Annotated in this window: 16 protein-coding genes; 10 read left to right on the top strand and 6 right to left on the bottom strand. The window is 67.5% G+C overall.

Annotated elements, in window-relative coordinates:
* Positions 1-189: 189 nt before the first annotated feature.
* Positions 190-660, top strand: coding sequence for a GNAT family N-acetyltransferase (locus tag AC2IR1_RS06610; RefSeq protein ID WP_486475492.1), 471 nt, complete (start codon positions 190-192; stop codon positions 658-660).
* Positions 661-844: 184 nt separating this feature from the next.
* On the opposite strand, the gene AC2IR1_RS06605 is transcribed toward AC2IR1_RS06610, so the two are convergent.
* On the bottom strand, positions 845-3,376 hold the full coding sequence (locus AC2IR1_RS06605) for a penicillin-binding protein 1A (protein ID WP_486475491.1): 2,532 nt from the start codon (positions 3,374-3,376) through the stop codon (positions 845-847).
* A 288-nt stretch (positions 3,377-3,664) separates the two neighbouring features.
* Positions 3,665-4,909 (bottom strand): N-acetylmuramoyl-L-alanine amidase, encoded by a 1,245-nt coding sequence (locus AC2IR1_RS06600; RefSeq protein ID WP_486475490.1) that lies wholly within the window; start codon positions 4,907-4,909, stop codon positions 3,665-3,667.
* 189 nt (positions 4,910-5,098) lie between these two features.
* Here AC2IR1_RS06600 and AC2IR1_RS06595 point away from each other — a divergent pair, with 189 nt between their 5' ends.
* Positions 5,099-5,698: a winged helix DNA-binding protein gene (locus AC2IR1_RS06595; RefSeq protein WP_486475489.1), complete on the top strand. Its 600-nt coding sequence runs from the start codon at positions 5,099-5,101 to the stop codon at positions 5,696-5,698.
* 470 nt (positions 5,699-6,168) lie between these two features.
* Here AC2IR1_RS06595 and AC2IR1_RS06590 read toward each other — a convergent pair whose 3' ends face one another.
* From AC2IR1_RS06590 to AC2IR1_RS06580, 3 genes are all read right to left on the bottom strand, one after another.
* Positions 6,169-7,482: a TRAP transporter large permease gene (locus AC2IR1_RS06590; RefSeq protein ID WP_486475488.1), complete on the bottom strand. Its 1,314-nt coding sequence runs from the start codon at positions 7,480-7,482 to the stop codon at positions 6,169-6,171.
* Between the two features lie 4 nt (positions 7,483-7,486).
* Positions 7,487-8,011: a TRAP transporter small permease gene (locus tag AC2IR1_RS06585; protein WP_486475487.1), complete on the bottom strand. Its 525-nt coding sequence runs from the start codon at positions 8,009-8,011 to the stop codon at positions 7,487-7,489.
* A gap of 74 nt (positions 8,012-8,085) precedes the next feature.
* Positions 8,086-9,063 carry a TRAP transporter substrate-binding protein gene (locus AC2IR1_RS06580; RefSeq protein ID WP_486475486.1) on the bottom strand — a complete coding sequence of 326 codons (978 nt, stop codon included), beginning with the start codon at positions 9,061-9,063 and terminating at the stop codon, positions 8,086-8,088.
* Between the two features lie 145 nt (positions 9,064-9,208).
* Here AC2IR1_RS06580 and AC2IR1_RS06575 point away from each other — a divergent pair, with 145 nt between their 5' ends.
* From AC2IR1_RS06575 to AC2IR1_RS06565, 3 genes are all read left to right on the top strand, one after another.
* Positions 9,209-9,958 (top strand): 5-oxoprolinase subunit B family protein, encoded by a 750-nt coding sequence (locus tag AC2IR1_RS06575; RefSeq protein ID WP_486475485.1) that lies wholly within the window; start codon positions 9,209-9,211, stop codon positions 9,956-9,958.
* The gene (locus tag AC2IR1_RS06570) at positions 9,955-10,992 is read left to right on the top strand and encodes a 5-oxoprolinase subunit C family protein (RefSeq protein ID WP_486475484.1); all 1,038 of its coding nucleotides are present in this window, start codon (positions 9,955-9,957) and stop codon (positions 10,990-10,992) included. The genes AC2IR1_RS06575 and AC2IR1_RS06570 overlap by 4 nt, the downstream gene beginning before the upstream one ends.
* Before the next feature lie 195 nt (positions 10,993-11,187).
* Positions 11,188-11,409, top strand: a complete 222-nt coding sequence (locus tag AC2IR1_RS06565) for a DUF1328 family protein (RefSeq protein ID WP_486475483.1) — start codon at positions 11,188-11,190, stop codon at positions 11,407-11,409.
* A gap of 87 nt (positions 11,410-11,496) precedes the next feature.
* On the opposite strand, the gene AC2IR1_RS06560 is transcribed toward AC2IR1_RS06565, so the two are convergent.
* The gene (locus AC2IR1_RS06560; RefSeq protein ID WP_486475482.1) at positions 11,497-12,321 is read right to left on the bottom strand and encodes a response regulator; all 825 of its coding nucleotides are present in this window, start codon (positions 12,319-12,321) and stop codon (positions 11,497-11,499) included.
* A 99-nt stretch (positions 12,322-12,420) separates the two neighbouring features.
* Between AC2IR1_RS06560 and AC2IR1_RS06555 the strand changes: the two genes are divergently transcribed.
* From AC2IR1_RS06555 to AC2IR1_RS06535, 5 genes are all read left to right on the top strand, one after another.
* Positions 12,421-12,591, top strand: coding sequence for a NepR family anti-sigma factor (locus AC2IR1_RS06555; protein WP_486475481.1), 171 nt, complete (start codon positions 12,421-12,423; stop codon positions 12,589-12,591).
* Positions 12,588-13,184 carry an RNA polymerase sigma factor gene (locus AC2IR1_RS06550; RefSeq protein WP_486475480.1) on the top strand — a complete coding sequence of 199 codons (597 nt, stop codon included), beginning with the start codon at positions 12,588-12,590 and terminating at the stop codon, positions 13,182-13,184. The genes AC2IR1_RS06555 and AC2IR1_RS06550 overlap by 4 nt, the downstream gene beginning before the upstream one ends.
* A 14-nt stretch (positions 13,185-13,198) precedes the next feature.
* Positions 13,199-14,917, top strand: coding sequence for a sensor histidine kinase (locus AC2IR1_RS06545; protein WP_486475479.1), 1,719 nt, complete (start codon positions 13,199-13,201; stop codon positions 14,915-14,917).
* Positions 14,918-14,978: 61 nt separating this feature from the next.
* Positions 14,979-15,998 carry an amidoligase family protein gene (locus AC2IR1_RS06540; protein ID WP_486475478.1) on the top strand — a complete coding sequence of 340 codons (1,020 nt, stop codon included), beginning with the start codon at positions 14,979-14,981 and terminating at the stop codon, positions 15,996-15,998.
* Entirely contained in the window at positions 15,995-16,729 is a 735-nt protein-coding gene (locus tag AC2IR1_RS06535; protein WP_486475477.1) for a gamma-glutamyl-gamma-aminobutyrate hydrolase family protein, read from the top strand. The genes AC2IR1_RS06540 and AC2IR1_RS06535 overlap by 4 nt, the downstream gene beginning before the upstream one ends.
* The last annotated feature ends 121 nt before the right edge of the window (positions 16,730-16,850 follow it).

Below are 16,850 nucleotides of genomic sequence, written 5' to 3'. Positions count from 1 at the left end.
GGGAAGGCGGGCGTGGGGTGAAGGCGGGGTGAACCCCGCCCTACGCATCGGCCGGCCGCCGGGACGCAGACGGGAGGAGAGACGGGAGCCAGACGGGGGATGGTGGGATGTCTCCCACCCTACGGCGCCTTGGCGGCGCCCGCCGGCCCGCGTTAGGCTGCGGCCCGGATCTTTCCGCGAAAGGCAGGCATGAACGTCAGCATCACCCCCCAGGCCCCCGAACATGCAGAGGCGCTCTACGCGGCCCTGCGCGATCCCCGGATCTATACATTCCTCGACGGCGGCCCGCCCGCCTCCGCCGCGGCGCTGGAGGCCCGCATCCGCCGCCTGCAGGCCGGTGCGCCGCCCGAAAGCGGACAGACCTGGCTCAACTGGACCGTCTTCGAAGGCGACACCGCCGTGGGCTACACACAGGCGACCGTCGGCGCCGACGGGCAGGCGAGCCTGGCCTATGTCCTCTCGCCCGGCACCTGGGGCCGTTCCATCGCCTACAAGGCCTGCCGCCTGACCCTCGCCGCGCTCTCTGCTCGCCCCGGGGTCACGGGTTTCATCGCCGATACGGAGGCGGCCAACACCCGCTCCCGCGCGCTGCTCACCCGCCTCGGCTTCCGCCATGTCCGGACAGAGGGCACCGACCTCCACTTCCACCGCGCCCCGTAGGGCGGGGTTCACCCCGCCATCACACCACCCCCACCACCCGCATCCCGCCCCCGTAGGGCGGGGTTCACCCCGCCTTCGCACCACCCCGCCATCGCACCGCCCCCAACGCACCCGCACCACCGCCCCCCGGAAACGCAAAAGGGCGGGGTCTCCCCCGCCCTTCCATCCCGTCGCTGCGACCAGCTCAGTACAGCCCGCCCGAGGACAGCGTCCCGAACCCGGCCTTCGGCCCGATCGTCGCCGTCTCCCCGGTGGAGGTCGTCACCTGCTGTTGCTGCTCGCCCTGCGCCTGGGCCGCATCGTCGAACAGCGGCAGGTCCGATCCCATGGCGAAACCGCCGTCGTAGTAGATGCCGAAGATCGGCTCCTCGCCGTCGCGGAACAGCTCCGCCACCACGTTGGCGCCACTGGCGTCGTCGGGCAGGCGGGCGCCGGTATAACGGTCGATCTTGATGAAATGGCCGCCCTCGGGCACCCGGAAGGGACCGCCGCCGAACTTCTTCACCGCCTCGGTCATGAACTCCTGGAAGACCGGTCCGCACAGGGTGCCGCCATAGCCGCGCCCGCCCAGCATCGGCCGGGGGTTGTCGTAACCGATGTAGCAGCCCGCCACGATGTTGGAGGTGAAGCCGATGAACCAGGCATCGCGCGCGTCGTTGGTCGTCCCGGTCTTGCCCGCCGTGGGCACGCCCAGGTTGACCACACCCGCCGCCGTGCCGCGCTGAACCACGCCCACCATCATCGAGGTCAGCTGGTAGGCCGTGATCGCATCCATCACCCGCTGGCGATGGGACACGATGCGCGGGCCCTCGCTGGGCGCGATGTCGGGGTTGGCGCAGTCGGTGCAGACCCGCTGGTCATGGCGATAGACGGTCTTGCCGTAACGGTCCTGCACCCGGTCGACCAGGGTGGGTTCCACCCGTTCGCCGCCATTGGCGAACATCGCATAGGCCGACACCATCTTGAACAGCGTCGTCTCCTCTGCGCCCAGGGCATTGGCCAGGTAGGGCTGCATGTCGTCGTAGACGCCGAAGCGCTTGGCATATTGCGCCACCGTGTCCATGCCGACCTCGCGCGCCAGGCGGATCGTCATCAGGTTCCGCGACATCTCGATCCCCGTGCGCAGCGGCGTCGGGCCGTAATACTTGTTGGAGGAGTTCTTGGGCCGCCAGACCCCGTCGGGCGTGTCGATCTCGATCGGCGCGTCGATGACGATGGTCGCCGGGGTATAGCCGCTGTCCAGCGCGGTGGCATAGACGAAGGGCTTGAAGCTCGACCCGGGCTGGCGCCGCGCCTGGGTGGCGCGGTTGAAGACCGAGGACTGGTAGCTGAACCCGCCCTGCATGGCGATCACGCGGCCGTTGTTGACGTCCATCGCCATGAAGCCGCCTTCCAGCTCCGGCACCTGGCGCAGGGACCAGTGGTCGAACTCACCGCCGCTGGTCTTCGCCTCGCGCACCAGGACCAGGTCGCCGGGGGTGAAGTTGTCGAAGAAATCGCCCTTCATCCACTTGATGTCGCTGCGCGGCACGCTGTTGCCGCGCGGATCGTCGCTGGCCACGCCGTCGATTCCGATGGTCAGGCTCTGCGCCGCCACATCGCGCACCACGGCGGGCAGCCACTTGCCCTCCAGGTCGATATCGCGCGGCAGACCCGCACGCGACAGCGCCTCGCGCCAGCCCGCCTCGTCGTCCAAGAGCGCCGCGTCGATGGTCTTGCCCGTGCCGCGCCAGACACCCAGGCGGCGGTCGATCTCTTCCAGCTTGCGGCGCAGGGCGGTGGCGGCATCCCTCTGCATTTCCGGATCCACCGTCGCGCGCACCGAATACCCGCCGGAGAAGAACTCCTCCTCGCCGAAATCGCGGCTCAGCTGGCGGCGGATCTCGTCGGTGAAGTAGTCGCGCGGCGGGACGCTGTCGCGGAAGGGCTCGAAATCGCCGCCCTGGACAGACTGGATCGGCGAAGCCACGGCCTCGCGGTAGGTGGGCTCGTCGATATAGCCGTTCTGCCACATCTCCCGCAGCACGTAGTCGCGGCGGTCATGCAGGCGCTTTTCCTGGCGCACCGGGTGGTAGTCCGACGGCGCCTTGGGCATCGAGGCCAGCATCGCCGCCTCCGCCGGGCTCAGCTCCGTCAGGGACTTGTTGAAATAGGTCCGCGCGGCGGCCGTCACCCCGTAGGAGTTCTGGCCCAGGAAGATCTCGTTCAGGTAGATGCCCAGGATCTCGTCCTTGGGCAGGCTCTGCACCAGGCGGGTGGCCAGGATGACCTCCTTCACCTTGCGTTCGATCTTGCGGTCGCCCGACAGGAACAGGTTCTTCGCCACCTGCTGCGGAATGGTCGAGGCCCCGCGCACCGACTGGCCCCGGCTCTTCACCGCCTCGATCAGCGCCGCGGCGATGCCGCGCGGGTCATAGCCGGCGTGGGTGTAGAAATTCTTGTCCTCGGCAGAGATGAAGGCGAATTTCACCAGGTCCGGGATTTCCTCGGTCGGGGTGTAAAGGCGATGTTCGCGCGCGAATTCGTCGATCAGCTGGCCTTCGGCGGAATAGATCCGGCTGATGGATTTCGGCTGATAGCGCGCCAGGGCCTCGTGGCTGGGCAGGTCCCGCCCGTAGACCCAGAAGATCGCACCGACCGACAGGGCGATCATCATGATCGCGGCGGTCACCAGGGTGAAAATGCCACCCAGAAAGGAAAGGACGAATCTGATCACGCGCGGGGGCCCCTCTGCTTGAACCCGACCATATAGAGTGGGCGTCCCCGAGGGTCAAAACACATTGCCGCAAGCCCGCCCGCGGGCAGCCCTCCGCCCGCCGCCCCGGCAAGGACGCAGCCCACCCCGCACTGCCGTCACCCAACTCGCAACGTCGTCGCCCACCCCGCAACGCCGTCGTCCAACCCGCAACGCCGTCGCCCACCTCGCAACGCCGTCGTCCAACTCGCCACTCCGTAGGGTGGATGCAATCCACCAATCGCGCCCCCACGCACCACCCCCGGCCACCTACTTCATCCGCAAGGGCGCCAGGGCGTCATCCTCCAACTTCCAGGCCAGGACCCCGTCCTTCACCGCCTCCGCCAGCCGCGCGCGAAAGGCCGGATCCTCCAGGTTCTCGCGGTCGCGCTTCGACGACAGGAACCCGGTCTCGATCAGGACGGAGGGCACATCCGGCGCCTTCAGCACCGAATACCCCGCCGACCGCCGCGGTCGCGTGTTCAGCGGCAGCCCCTCCACCTTCAGCGCCAGCACGATCGCATCGGCCAGCTTCTCGCTGCGCGGCTGGGTCTCCGCCCGGGCCAGGTCCATCAGCACCCCCGCCACCTCGTCGTCGCTGCCGCTCAGGTCCAGCCCGGCCAGAAGATCGCTGCGGTCATGCCGCTCCGCCAGAAGCCGGCTCGCCTCGTCGCTGGCACTGCGCGCCAGGGTATGCACCGTGGTGCCCAGCGCCCGCCCCGAGGGCAGCGCATCCGCATGCAGCGACACGAACAGGTCCGCATCCAGCGCATGGGCCATCGCCACGCGGCCCTCCAGGCTGACGAAAGTGTCGGTGTTGCGGGTCATGTAGACCTCCACCCCGGAGCGGATCAGAACCTCCTTCAGTTCCCGCGCGAAGGTCAGCATCAGGTCCGCCTCCTCGATGCCCTCCCGCTCCGCGCCCGGGTCGATGCCGCCATGGCCGGGATCCAGCAGCACCCGCAGGGGGCCGTCGGCGCGGCGCGGCGGCGCTTCCGGCACGGTGATCGCGCCCGTCTCCCCCCCATCATCCCACCCCGGCGTCGCGGGCGCGCCGGAGGCCCGGGCGAACTCCTCCTCGCTCACCGGATCGAACCGCGCCGTCAGAACCGCCTTGCCGCTGTCAGGATCCACCTGCAGTCCCGCCTGCCGCAACGCCAGGGGCGCGCCGATCTCCAGCACCATCCGCGACCAGCCGGGCCGGAACTGCCCCATGGAGACGGAGCGCACCAGCTCCGACCGCGACAGCGCCTGCGCCGTCACCCCGGCCCAGGACACCTCGCGGAAATCCAGCACCACCCGGCGCGGCGCCTCCAGCGTGAAGATGCGGTAGGGCACCCCCTGCGACAGGGCCAGCGTCAGGTCGATGCCGCCGCGCCGGTCGCGGATCCGGCTCTGCGCCGGATCGACACGCGCCAGGGCGGTAAACCCCTGCCCCGCCGGCACGGCCTGCTGCGCGGCCACCGGCAGACCCGCCAGCGCGGCCCAGACCGCCACGATACATGCCGCGGCCATTCCCGCCGCCAGGCGACCAGTCCGCCTGCCCCGCTTGCCCATCACTTCACCTGCCCGTTCGCTTCGCACCATCCTACCCGCCCGCGCCCACGACAGGAACCCCGACCCGCGGCCCCAGACCGCCCCCCTTTCAATTCACACCGAAAATACCGATAATTCCCTGACGTTTTATCAGCAACGAGGCCCGCCATGCCCCCCGCCATGCCCGATGATCCCCACCCCGATGATCCCCGCCCCGGCGACAAGCTTCCCGACGACAAGCCCCCCCAGGCGCCGATCCCCGATGCCAGCCGCCGCATCGTCTCCTCCCGCCACCTGGCAGAGGGGGAAGGTTGGGAGGCCTCGGAGTTCGAATACGGGCTGATCATCGCCTACAACGCCTTCACCCGCTGGATGCAGCGCTGCATGGCGGCAGCAGGCCTGCCGGAACTCTCGCCGCTGGAAATCCTGGTGCTGCACAACACCAATTCCCGCGACCGGGAAAAGCGGCTGACCGACATCTGCTTCATCCTCAACATAGAGGACACGCACACGGTCAACTACGCCCTGCGCAAGCTGCTGAAGCTGGGCCTGCTGTCGAACGAGAAACGCGGCAAGGAGGTCTTCTACCGCACCTCCCCCGCGGGCCAGGCGCTCTGCATGGCCTACCAGAAGATCCGCCAGCAATGCCTGTTGGGCACCCTGCCCACGACCGGCTTCGACGGCGCCGAACTGCGCCGCATCGCCGCCGCCCTGCGCGGCATGTCCGGCCTCTACGACCAGGCCAGCCGCGCCGCCGCCTCGCTCTGACCGGGGCTGACCGGGGGCTGACCGGGGGGCCCCGCGACAAAGGAGAAGGAAGGGGGCTCTGCCCCCTCTTGCGCCTGCGGCCCAATTCACCCCCGGAGTATTTCCGGCGGGTCGAAATGCAGGATCATCGGCAAGCCCCTGCCGGACCCGACTTTGGCAAGGGGCGGGTCCGACCTCTGCCGCACATGCACCCTCGCGCCCGGACCGGGCGGCGCCCCGCTCTCTCACTGGGCCGAAAATACTCCGGGGCCAAAAATACTCCGGGGAACGCGCGGCAGCGCGGGGGGCAGCGCCCCCTGCCCGGCGGCCCCGGGGGCGCCGGCGGGCACCGGAAACGCACCGGAAACGCACCGTCGCGATACCGATGCGATACCGACGTAATACCGACGTTTTTTCCACGCCTTTTCAGCGATCTGGCAAAAGAACCGCGGGCACGTATTCGCCGGAACGCGCGCCCGCTTCAGGTCTCGTCAACGGTTGGCCATCGCCTCCGGCAGCCAGGTCACGATACCGGGCACCAGGGTGATGATCGCCACCGCCAGCAGCAGCAGCCCGAAGAAGGGGAAAGCGGCCTTGGCGACACGCAGGATGTCGATCCCGGTCAGCCCCTGGATGACGAAGAGGTTGAAGCCCACCGGCGGAGTGATCTGGCTCATTTCCACCACCAGCACGAGGTAGATGCCGAACCACATCGGGTCGATCCCCACCGCTTCGACCATCGGCAGGATGATCGAGGTGGTCAGCACGACCACCGAAATTCCGTCGAGGAAACAACCCAGTACGATGAAGAACACCGTCAGCGCGGCCAGCAGCGCATAGGGCGAAAGCTCCATCGCGCCGATCCAGGCGGCCAGGTTGCGGGGGATCCCCGTAAAGCCCATGGAGATCGCCAGGAAGGCGGCGCCCATCAGGATGAAGGCGATCATGCAGGAGGTTTTCGTGGCCGCCATCAGCGCCTCGAAGAAGTTGCGCCAGGCAAAGCCGCCCGATGCGAAGGCCAGCACGACCGACAGCAGCACGCCCACGGCAGCCGCATCCGTGGGGGAGGCAACGCCGGTGTAGATCGACCCGATCACCCCCAGGATCAGCAGCATCACCGGGATCAGCCGGCGCGAGGCCATCAGCTTTTCCTTCAGGGTAAAGCTTTGACCTTCCTGCGGAATTTTACCCGGCGCCAGGGCCGCGCGCAGCATCACATAGCCCGCGAAGAGCGACACCAGCAGAACCCCGGGCAGGATGCCGGCCATGAAGAGGCGGGCGATGGATTGCTCGGTCGCCACGCCGTAGACGATCAGGATGATCGACGGCGGGATCAGGAAGCCCAGGGTTGCCGACCCGGCCAGCGTGCCCAGCACGAGGCTTTCGGGATAGCCCCGTTCCTTCAGCTCGGGCACCGACATCCGCCCGATGGTGGCGGCCGTCGCGGCGGAAGAGCCGGAGACGGCAGCGAAGATCGCGCAGCCCAGCACGTTCACGTGCAACAGCCGCCCCGGCACCCGGCCCAGCCAGGGCGCAAGGCCGGAGAACATGTCCTGGCTCAGCCGCGATCGCAGCAGGATCTCCCCCATCAGGATGAACAGCGGCAGCGAGGCAAGGGACCAGGAATGCGAATGTCCCCAAAGGGTTGTGGCCAGGACCAGCCCCTGCGGCGCATTGGCGAAGAAGACCATCGCAACCAGGCCGAGCGCCATCAGCGACACGGCCACCCAGGTGCCCACAGCCAGCAGCGCAAGCAGCACGACCAGCAGGATGGAGAAGATCACGGGATCGGAAAGCGCGTCCAACTGCTCACTCCTCGCCGTTGTCGGTGATGATCGAACGGCCCTCGCGCAGGCTTTCGACCAGGGTATCGGCAAAGGCCAGCGTCAGCAGCACCAGGCCCGCATCCATGAACAGCTGCGGGATCCAGAGCGGGACCGCGATCATCCCCGTCGACATGTCGCCGAAGTCCCAGCTTTCGAAGGTCAGCCCGATGGTGTAGCGCGTCGCATAGGCCGCCATGGCCGTCGCCAGCACCAGGGTCAGCAGCTCCATCGCCCAGGCCGTCTTCGACCCCATGCGCGAAATCAGCAGGTTGACCCGGATGTGCACCCCCGCCCGCAGGGTATAGGCCAGCGCCATGAAACTCGCCGCGGCCAGGAAAAAGCCTGCGAAATCAGCGTATGACGGGATGGTGAAGGACCAGGCGGGCCCGCCGATCCGGGCCAGGATGTTCAATCCGACCTGGGCCGAAACCAGCAGGCAGATGGCCAGGATCGCCAGCGCGGCGACCGCGCCCCCGGCCAGGTAAAGCGTATCAAGCAGGCGCCGCATGGCCCCGTCTCCCCGCGTTGAAGTGGAACGGAAAGGCCCCGCGACTTGCGCGGGGCCCGTGGTTCAGGGGCGGATCACTCGGCCTCGTAGGCGTCGAGGATCGCCAGCGCCTCGGGGGAGGCAGAGGCCTTCCAGCCCTCCAGCATGGTCGCGCCGATCTCCTGCAGGCCGGACATCAGCTCCGCCGAAGGGTCGAGGATCGCCATGCCGTTTTCGGCCATCACGGCCTTCTTGGCATCGGCTTCCTCGGCCGACATTTCCCAGCCGCGGGTTTCGGCGGTTGCGGCGGCCTCCAGCACGGCGGCCTGGACCTCTTCGGGCAGGCGGTCGAACATCTTCTTGTTCACGACCACGATGTTCTTGGGGATCCAGGCGTCGATGGCCGTGTAAGTGCTTACGAAATCCCATGCTTTCGAGTTGGCACCGGTGGAGGGAGAGGTGATCATCGCGTCGATCTGCCCGGTGGAGAAGGCCTGCGGGATGTCCGGCGCCTCCACCTGGACCGGTGCGGCCTTGGCCAGGTTGGCGAACTGTTCCAGCGCGGCGTTGTAGGCGCGGAAGCGCAGACCGGCCAGGTCATCAACCGTTTGCACTTCCTTCTTAGTGTAGAGCCCCTGCGCCGGCCACGGCACGGAGAAGAGCGGCATCAGGTCCTGCTTTGCCAGAAGTTCGGTGATCACCGGCTTCTGCGCCGCCCAGAGTTTGGCCGCATCGTCATAGGAGGTGGCGAGGAAGGGCTGGCTGTCCATGCCGAAGGCCGCGTCCTCGTTCTGCAGGGTCGAAAGGAAGAACTCACCCAGCGGCACCTGGCGGGAGCGGACGGCGTTCTTGATTTCGCCATGCGGGAAGAGGGAGCCGGCGGAATGCACCTCGATCTCCAGCGCGCCATCGGTGGCCTCGGCAACATCGGCGGCGAATTCGCGGATGTTGACGGTGTGGAAGGTGGTGTCGCCGTAGGGCACCGGCATGTTCCAGGTCTCTGCCCCGGCAGGGGCCGCCAGGGTCAGGGCGGAAACGGCGCCAGCCGTCAGCATCTTTGCAATCGCGTTCATTTTGTAGTCCTCCTGTGGGTCAGGCCCGGATCTAACGTCGGGCTCGGTACATTCACATTACGTTGACAATTTGTCAGCGTTTTGAAAATTATGTCAAGCAGAAGCTGCGTGACATCGGGGAAGCCCCCGTGGAGGCTGGAGACAGATGACCAACGAAGTGGCAGAACGCGACACCCTGAACGGCGGCCCCTCGCTGGAACCTCTGGGCCTGGACGGGGTGCTGGCCCGGTTCGACAGCGCCTTCACGCCGGAGGCCAACCGCGCGGCACGCGCCTTTGCCCTGGCCGCAGGCGACCTGGAAGAGGTGGCGGAGCTCGTCCCCGCGCTGGCCTCCGTGCTGGTGCGCTTCAATCCGCAACGGACCAGCCGGGAACAGATTGTCACGCGCCTTCAGGGGCTTCTGTCCTCCCGGGATTGGATGAACCTGCCCGAAACCGCGCCCACGCGACGCTGGCACCTGCCCGTCAGCTTCGACGGCGAAGACGCCCCCGGCCTGGCCGAGGCCGCCGCCGGAACCGGCCAATCCGAAGAAGCCGCCGTGGCAGAGATCCTGGCGAGCGCGCCGCGCGTGCTGGCCATCGGCTTTGCCCCGGGGCAGCCCTACCTGGGCGTTCTGCCCGAAAACTGGGACTTCCCGCGGCAGAAGACCCTGCGCGACGTGCCGCCCGGTGCGCTGGCGGCCGCGATCAGGCAGATGGTCATGTTCACCAGCGACTCGCCCACCGGATGGCTGCAGATCGGCCGCTCCTCCTTCCGCCCCTTCCAGCCGGAGGCAGAGGATCCGATGCCCCTGCGCAGCGGGGACGAGATCCGGTTCGCCCGCGTTTCGGCAGAAGAACGCGCCCGGCTGGAGGAAACCCCTCTCGGCGGTGCCCGGCTGGAGATGCTGACATGAGCGACGAAGCAATGGGCGGCATGCTGACCCTCACCTCTGCCGGACCGGCCTTGACGGTTCAGGACCTCGGCCGGCCGGGATATGCGGCGCGCGGGTTGTCCCGCGGTGGTGCGATGGATCCGCAGGCCCTTTGGGAAGCCGCCGTGCTGCTGGGGCAGTCCGCCCCCGTGGCGGGGATAGAAATGCCCGGTGCCGGCGGCCGCTTTGCCGTGACCGCCCCGATGCGTATCGCCCTGACAGGGGCCCCCATGCGGGCCTCCATCGACGGCCGCCCCGTTGCCTGGCACGCGGCGCATCCCCTTGCCCCCGGACAGGAACTTTCGATCAGCGGTGTTCAGGAAGGGACCACCGGCTACCTGACCCCCGGCGGCGGCATCGCCACGCCGCCAGTGCTTGGCAGCCGGGCCGCCCACCTGGCCGCCGGCATCGGGCAGCTTCTGCAGACCGGGGACAGCCTGCCCACCTTCCGCGACTGCGCGCCCGCGGATCCACCGCGCGGCCTGCGCCCCGAGCGCCGGTTCGAGGGCGGCACCCTGCGCGTGCTGCGCGGTCCCCAGACCGGCCTGTTCTCTGCTGCGATGATCGCCGCCTTCGAAGCAGCCACATTTGCCCGCGGCCCGCGCAGCAACCGCCAGGCGATACAGCTTCTGGGCCAGGCGGAGCCGGTCTGGCACGTCGCCTCCGGCGGCATTGCGTCGGAACCGATCCAGTCGGGCGACATCCAGATCACCGGTGACGGGACCCCCTTCGTGCTGACCGCCGAATGCCAGACGATCGGCGGCTATCCCCGCATCGGGTCCGTGCATCCCGAAGACATGCCCCTGCTGGTACAGGCCCCGGCCAAGGCCGCCCTGCGCTTCCGCTTCATGAGCGAGGAAGAGGAGGCTGCCGCCAGCCTGGCCACCCCCGGCGAACGCAAGCGCGACATCGCACGGCGCATGGCCCCCCTGGTCCGGGACCCGGCCTCGATCCCCGATCTCCTGTCATACCAGCTGATTTCGGGCGTCACCGCGGGCGACGATCTGGATCGGTAGGCCCGCCACCGCGCCGCGAAAGCCGCGAGGCCAAGGGGCCGGGACAAGGGGAACGGAAAGCGCATTCGCCTTCCGGACCCTGACGTATCGTCATGGCTGGTCTGCCCTGGGATCAGGAACCCTGCCCCCATCCCGGCGTTGTTATCATGAAGAGGCCCAAGACGGGCCGAAGCGGACACGAAAAGGAGGTGCGCCATGATCTGGCCCATTACTTTCTTCGCTGTCGCGCTTATCGCCGGCATCTTCGGATACACCGGGATCGCGGCAGCATCTGCAGGGATCGCTCAGATCATCTGCATGCTCTTCTTCGGGTTGGGGGTCATCGCGCTGCTGGCGCAGACCTTCTGGAACCAGACGATGGAAGATGGGGATCACACCCGGCACCATCGCCACCCGGAGCCCACACGACGATCCTGACAGGGAAACGCCCCGCCATTTCTGGCGGGGCGTGTGTGATTTCGCAAAGGCGCGACAGGTCCCGGCGACACGTACCGACGACCGGGGTCAGCCGCGCAGCGTCTCGGTCGAGGCAAAGAACATGGCCTGGCTCACCGCGGAGCGCACCTGGTCTTCGCGGTAGGGCTTGGAGATCAGGAAGGCCGGTTCGGGACGTTCGCCGGTCAGCAGACGTTCCGGGAAGGCGGTGATGAAGATCACCGGAACTTCGCCCATGGCGCCCAGAAGCTCGTTCACCGCGTCGATCCCGCTGGAATTGTCGGCCAGCTGGATATCGGCAAGGATAAGGTTCGGGCGTTCCGACAGGCCCAGGTCCACGGCTTCGCGGTGGGTACGGGCAACGCCGGTGATCCGATGGCCCATGTCGGCGACCAGCGCCTCCAGATCCATGGCGATGATGGCCTCGTCCTCGATGATCAGAACCCGGCCGGAGATCGCATCGGCCATTTCCTGACGGGCGGTTTCGAGCAGAACGTTGACCTCTGCCTCGTCCGTGCCCATGATCGCGGCCACTTCGGAGATGTTGAAATCTTCGATCGTGTGAAGCAGCAGGGCTTCACGCGTGTTCGGGCTGAGGGCTTCCATGTGCTTTTGCGCGCGGGCTTCAAGCCCGGCGGCATCGACCGCGACCGGCGCGCCGGAGCTGGCCCAGATCGTGTGGAAGACCTTGAAGAGGGCCGCCTTGTCACCGATGCCGCCTTCGAAGACGGAACGGTCCTGAAGGATCGCCTCCAGCGTGGCGGCGGCGTAGGCGTCACCGCTGGACTGTGCTCCCGTCAGCGCGCGCGCGTAGCGACGCAGGAATGGCAGGTGTGTGCCGATGAGCGCCGCGAGATCGCCGGTGGAAGTTGCAGTACCTGAAGAGACAGACATCGTATCCCCTTTTTTCCTTTTTTTCGGGAACCCAACGCCGGAAGCCGCGTTGAGTTCCGCCAGCGATGAGAATTTCTCGGAAGTGAGAGGAACACTAAATTGGGTCAGACGAAATCAAGCGAAAACGGCGGCATCGACGAGAACCTTCGCCGGGTCTTCCAGTCGACACTCGACGAGGAAATCCCCGATCGGTTCAAGGACCTGCTGAAGCAGCTGCAGGAGCAGTCCCCCACCGAGGCGGAAGCAGGCAGCCCGGAGGCAAAGGAATGACGCAAGACGCCAATTCCAAGTCTCAGGACAGCGGTCTTTCCGGCCCCAATCCGCGCGATGAACTTGTCGACCACCTGCCCGCCCTGCGTGCCTTCGCGCTCGGCCTGACGCGGAACGCGGCCACGGCCGACGATCTGGTGCAGGATGCCATCGTCAAGGCCTGGACGAACATCGACAAGTTCGAGGCCGGGACCAACCTGCGCGCCTGGCTGTTCACGATCCTGCGGAACACCTACTACTCCTCCCTGCGCAAGACCCGGCGCGAAGTGGCGGACGTGGATGGTGTCTTTGCCGAAAGCCTGTCCGAGAAACCCGCCCATGATGGCCGCCTCGCCCTGGCCGACTTCCAGCGCGCCTTCAACCAGTTGCCCGACGAACAGCGCGAAGCGCTGGTCCTGGTCGGTGCGCTCGGAGCTTCCTACGAGGAAGCCGCGGATTCCTGCGGCGTGGCCGTCGGGACGATCAAGAGCCGTGCCAACCGAGGGCGCGCCAAGCTGGCCGAACTGCTTCAGCTGAATGATGACGAGGCGATGGAACTGACCGACCCGGCGACCATGGCGGTCGTCACCTCCCGGCCCATGACAGCACGCTGACGGCACAAGACCCCATGCCGCACAGCGCGAATACGCCCTGGTTCCGGTCACTGTCCTTCCGGATCGCAGGCATCCTGTCCCTGGCGCTGGTGCCCATCGGCTCCATCGCGATCTACCAGACCAACGAGGTCTCCTCCCAGGCGGAGGAGGTCACCCGCCTTTCGCTTCTCGCCCTCACCCAGCAGGGCGTGGAGCAGGAACGTGCAGTGCTGCAGCAGGCCTTCGGTGCCACTGCGGCACTGGCCCGCATGGTGGAAAGCGTGGGCGGCGACAGCCCGCAATGCCGAAAGGTGATGGAAGAATTCAACACGGCCATGCCGGAATTCAGCCTCGCGGCCTTCATCCCGGTCGATGGCAAGCTGAGCTGCGCGTCGCATGGGGTGGGCACGGACCTGTCGCAGCGCCCCTCTCACCTCGACCTGATCCGGGAACGCACCCCGCGTGTCATGGTGGTCGGAGAGGGCGCGATCAGCGGCACATCCATCCTGATCGTCACGCATCCCGTGGTGATCGACGGCACCTATGAAGGCTATACCGCCATCTCCGTCCCCCATGCCAACCTGCGCCTGACGCAGGAACCCGGCTTTGGCGCGGCGCCGGATTTCCTGATGACATTCAACGCCTCGGGCGAGCTTCTGACCAGCAACGCCCAGCCGGAGGATTCCGACGGGCTGCTGCCGATCCGTTCCTCGCTCGAAGACATGGCGCGGCTGGCGCCGATGGTCTTCTCCGGGCAAAGCACTTCCGGTCTCGACAAGCTCTACGTCATTGTTCCCATCGTGGAGGACGAGGTCTTTGCCCTTGGCATCTGGCCCTCCGTGTCCGACATGACCGACCGGCTTGAAGCGCCCGTTTTCCTGTTCCCGCTGCTGATGTGGATTGCCTCTGCCGTGGTCGGCTTCATCGCGATCGACCGCATGGCGGGCCGCCACATCCGCCAGCTCAGCCGCCGCATGCGCAGGTTCGAACGGGTTCGCACCTTCGAAGACCACCGCACCATGCGCTTCTCGGCCGAGGAACTGCGCCACATGGAGCAGGATTTCATCCTGATGGCGGAGACCATCCTGCATGACCAGGCGGAACTGGAAAATGCCGTCCGTCAGCGCAACGTGCTGCTGAAGGAGGTGCACCACAGGGTGAAGAACAACCTGCAGCTCATCTCCTCGATCATGAACATGAACATCCGCCGCGCCCATTCGCCGGAAACCAAGGCGATCCTGGCCCGGCTGCAGGATCGGGTCCTGGCAATGGCCGCGATCCACCGCAACCTGCACCAGGTCGAAAGCCAGGGTCAGGTCAACGTCGGTGAGCTGGTGCGCGACGTGGCCAACCAGACCCTGCAGGCCTCCGCCTCCGGCGGGCACCGGATCCGGGTGAAGATCGATGTCGCGGACGTCATCCTCTACCCGGACCAGGCCGTGCCCCTGTCGCTGCTGGCCTCCGAACTGATGGCGAACGGGGTGAAATACACCGGCAGCGACAACGGCCCGCCCTGGATGACCCTGACCCTGGTCCAGGAAGGCACCACCGCACGCCTGCAGGTCGTGAACTCCAAGGGCGCCGGGAACCACATGGAACAGGAAGGCGAAAGCACCGGCCTGGGCAGCCAGCTGATCCGCGCCTTTGCCACCCAGCTCGGCAGCCAGATCGACCTGTCCGAAACGGAGACCGAATACCGCGCCGCGATCAGCTTCGAAGTGGCGACCTTCCAGCCGGAACCGCTGGACTACTGAGCCGGCAGGCGGGCCGTCCCGCCTGCCCCGCCACCGGAGAGCGAAGACCAAAGGACAGCCCATGGACAGCCAAGCGCCGCAAGAGACCTCCCTCCCCGACCTTCCGCACCCGACCGACCGGGACGGCGCCCGCCGCCTCCTAGGGGTCGAGGTCGAATTCGGTGGCCTGGACGAGGAGACGGCCGCGCAGTTGCTGGCCCGGGCGGCAGGGACCGAGGCGAAGCGCCAGCCCGGGGAATTCCGGGTCGAGGGCACGCCCTTCGGCGACTGCAAGGTCTATATCGACACGACGTTCCGCGACCGCGACGATACCGCCCTGGGGCGCGCCGCCCTGGATCTCGCGCGCAATGTCGTCCCCGTGGAGCTGGTGACCTCGCCCTTCGACCCCGCTCAGTTGCCTGCGCTCGATGAGGTGCTGCGCGACTTCCAGCAAAAGGGTGCCACCGGCACGCGCGACGGTGTCTTCCTGGGCTTCGGCGTTCACCTGAACGTCCAGTATGCGGCCCCCACCGCAGATCACCTGTGGTCGGTCACCACCGCCTTTGCCCTGGCGGAACAGGCCATCCGGCGTGCCTACGGGATCGACCTGTCCCGGCGCGCCCTGCCCTTCGTCGATCCCTATCCGCCGCGCCTGCTGGACCGGCTGGCGCTCGGCGTGCCCGAACGGGTCGACAGCCTGGCGCAGGGCTATCTGGAGGCGACGCATTCGCGCAACCACGCGCTCGACATGTTGCCGATCTTCGCCCACCTGCTGCCGGAGCTGACCCAAGGCGCGCTGGCCCATGGCGCGGGCGGCACCGTTTCCGCCCGTCCCGCCTATCACTACCGCATGCCCGACTGCCGGATCGACGATCCGAAATGGAGCCTCGCCGGGGAATGGGCGCTGTGGTGCGGGATCGAAAGGCTGGCCGAGGACCGCGCGACCCTCGACCGGCTCTGCTCCGCCTGGCGCGAAATGCGGCATGATCCTGTGGAACGGGTTCTTGCGCCCCTCGCGCTCTGGCTCGAAACCTCGGACGAGATCCTGCGCGAAAGCGGCCACGCATCCCTGCTGGACCAGGCCGCGGCCCTGTCCTCGTGACCGGCGACAGGCCACAGGACGGGCGCCCGGTCATCGGCGTCACCGTGTCCCGGCGCAGCGCCTGGCGGATCTATCCCCTCATCCGGCTGAACCTCGCACTCGCGGGGGCCCGGGCCCTGCGATGGATTGACCGGGCGGACGTGGATCTGTCTGCCGTGGACGGCGTGGTGATCGGCGGCGGGGACGACATTGCGCCCCTGCTCTACGGCGGGGAACTGCGCGCGGGCGTGACCCTGGATCCGGAACGCGACAAGATGGAATCCCGCGTGGTCGAGGCCGCGCGGGGCCATGGCCTGCCCGTCCTCGGGATCTGTCGCGGGGCCCAGATGCTGAACGTCGTGCTGGGCGGCACATTGCACCAGGATGCCTTCGAGGTCTTCGGTTCCCGCCGCTACCGGACGATCCTGCCCCGACGGGAAATCTCCGTGCTGCAGGGAACCCGCCTGGCCGATATCGCCGGCACCGATCCGATGAAGGTAAACGCCCTGCATTCGCAGGCCGTGGATCAGCTGGGCGATGGCCTGCAGATTTCCGCACGGGACGAAGGCGGCATGCCCCAGGCGCTGGAAAGCCTGTCCGATCCTTTTGCCGTCGGGGTGCAGTGGCACCCGGAACACCTGATCTACGCTCGCCGCCAGCGCCGGCTGTTTCGTGCCCTGGTCACAGCCGCGCAGGCGCGGCGCGAAGGGCAGCAGCAGCTGGACCGTGTCGACCGGATGCCCGCACAGTAAGTCCCCACCCTGCCCTGCGCCGGCCCGGGAAAGAATTTTCAAAAAGTTGCACCTTTTCGGGAACCACCTGGCGGGTCAGGCGTTTACCTTCCGAGCGATGAAGTCTGTCCCGGACATCCCC

This window comes from Pseudooceanicola sp. NS-SX8 (assembly GCF_057380755.1).
The sequence above is the reverse complement of the archived record's forward strand: the minus strand, read 5'-3'. Positions and strand labels throughout refer to the sequence as shown.

What these genes read in the sequence shown, in the direction of transcription:
- AC2IR1_RS06610 (WP_486475492.1), top strand. Translation starts at nt 190, where the DNA reads ATGAACGTCAGCATCACCCCCCAGGCCCCCGAACATGCAGAGGCGCTC.
- AC2IR1_RS06600 (WP_486475490.1), bottom strand. Translation starts at nt 4,909, where the DNA reads ATGGCCGCGGCATGTATCGTGGCGGTCTGGGCCGCGCTGGCGGGTCTG.
- AC2IR1_RS06595 (WP_486475489.1), top strand. Translation starts at nt 5,099, where the DNA reads ATGCCCCCCGCCATGCCCGATGATCCCCACCCCGATGATCCCCGCCCC.
- AC2IR1_RS06585 (WP_486475487.1), bottom strand. Translation starts at nt 8,011, where the DNA reads ATGCGGCGCCTGCTTGATACGCTTTACCTGGCCGGGGGCGCGGTCGCC.
- AC2IR1_RS06580 (WP_486475486.1), bottom strand. Translation starts at nt 9,063, where the DNA reads ATGAACGCGATTGCAAAGATGCTGACGGCTGGCGCCGTTTCCGCCCTG.
- AC2IR1_RS06575 (WP_486475485.1), top strand. Translation starts at nt 9,209, where the DNA reads ATGACCAACGAAGTGGCAGAACGCGACACCCTGAACGGCGGCCCCTCG.
- AC2IR1_RS06570 (WP_486475484.1), top strand. Translation starts at nt 9,955, where the DNA reads ATGAGCGACGAAGCAATGGGCGGCATGCTGACCCTCACCTCTGCCGGA.
- AC2IR1_RS06565 (WP_486475483.1), top strand. Translation starts at nt 11,188, where the DNA reads ATGATCTGGCCCATTACTTTCTTCGCTGTCGCGCTTATCGCCGGCATC.
- AC2IR1_RS06560 (WP_486475482.1), bottom strand. Translation starts at nt 12,321, where the DNA reads ATGTCTGTCTCTTCAGGTACTGCAACTTCCACCGGCGATCTCGCGGCG.
- AC2IR1_RS06550 (WP_486475480.1), top strand. Translation starts at nt 12,588, where the DNA reads ATGACGCAAGACGCCAATTCCAAGTCTCAGGACAGCGGTCTTTCCGGC.
- AC2IR1_RS06545 (WP_486475479.1), top strand. Translation starts at nt 13,199, where the DNA reads ATGCCGCACAGCGCGAATACGCCCTGGTTCCGGTCACTGTCCTTCCGG.
- AC2IR1_RS06540 (WP_486475478.1), top strand. Translation starts at nt 14,979, where the DNA reads ATGGACAGCCAAGCGCCGCAAGAGACCTCCCTCCCCGACCTTCCGCAC.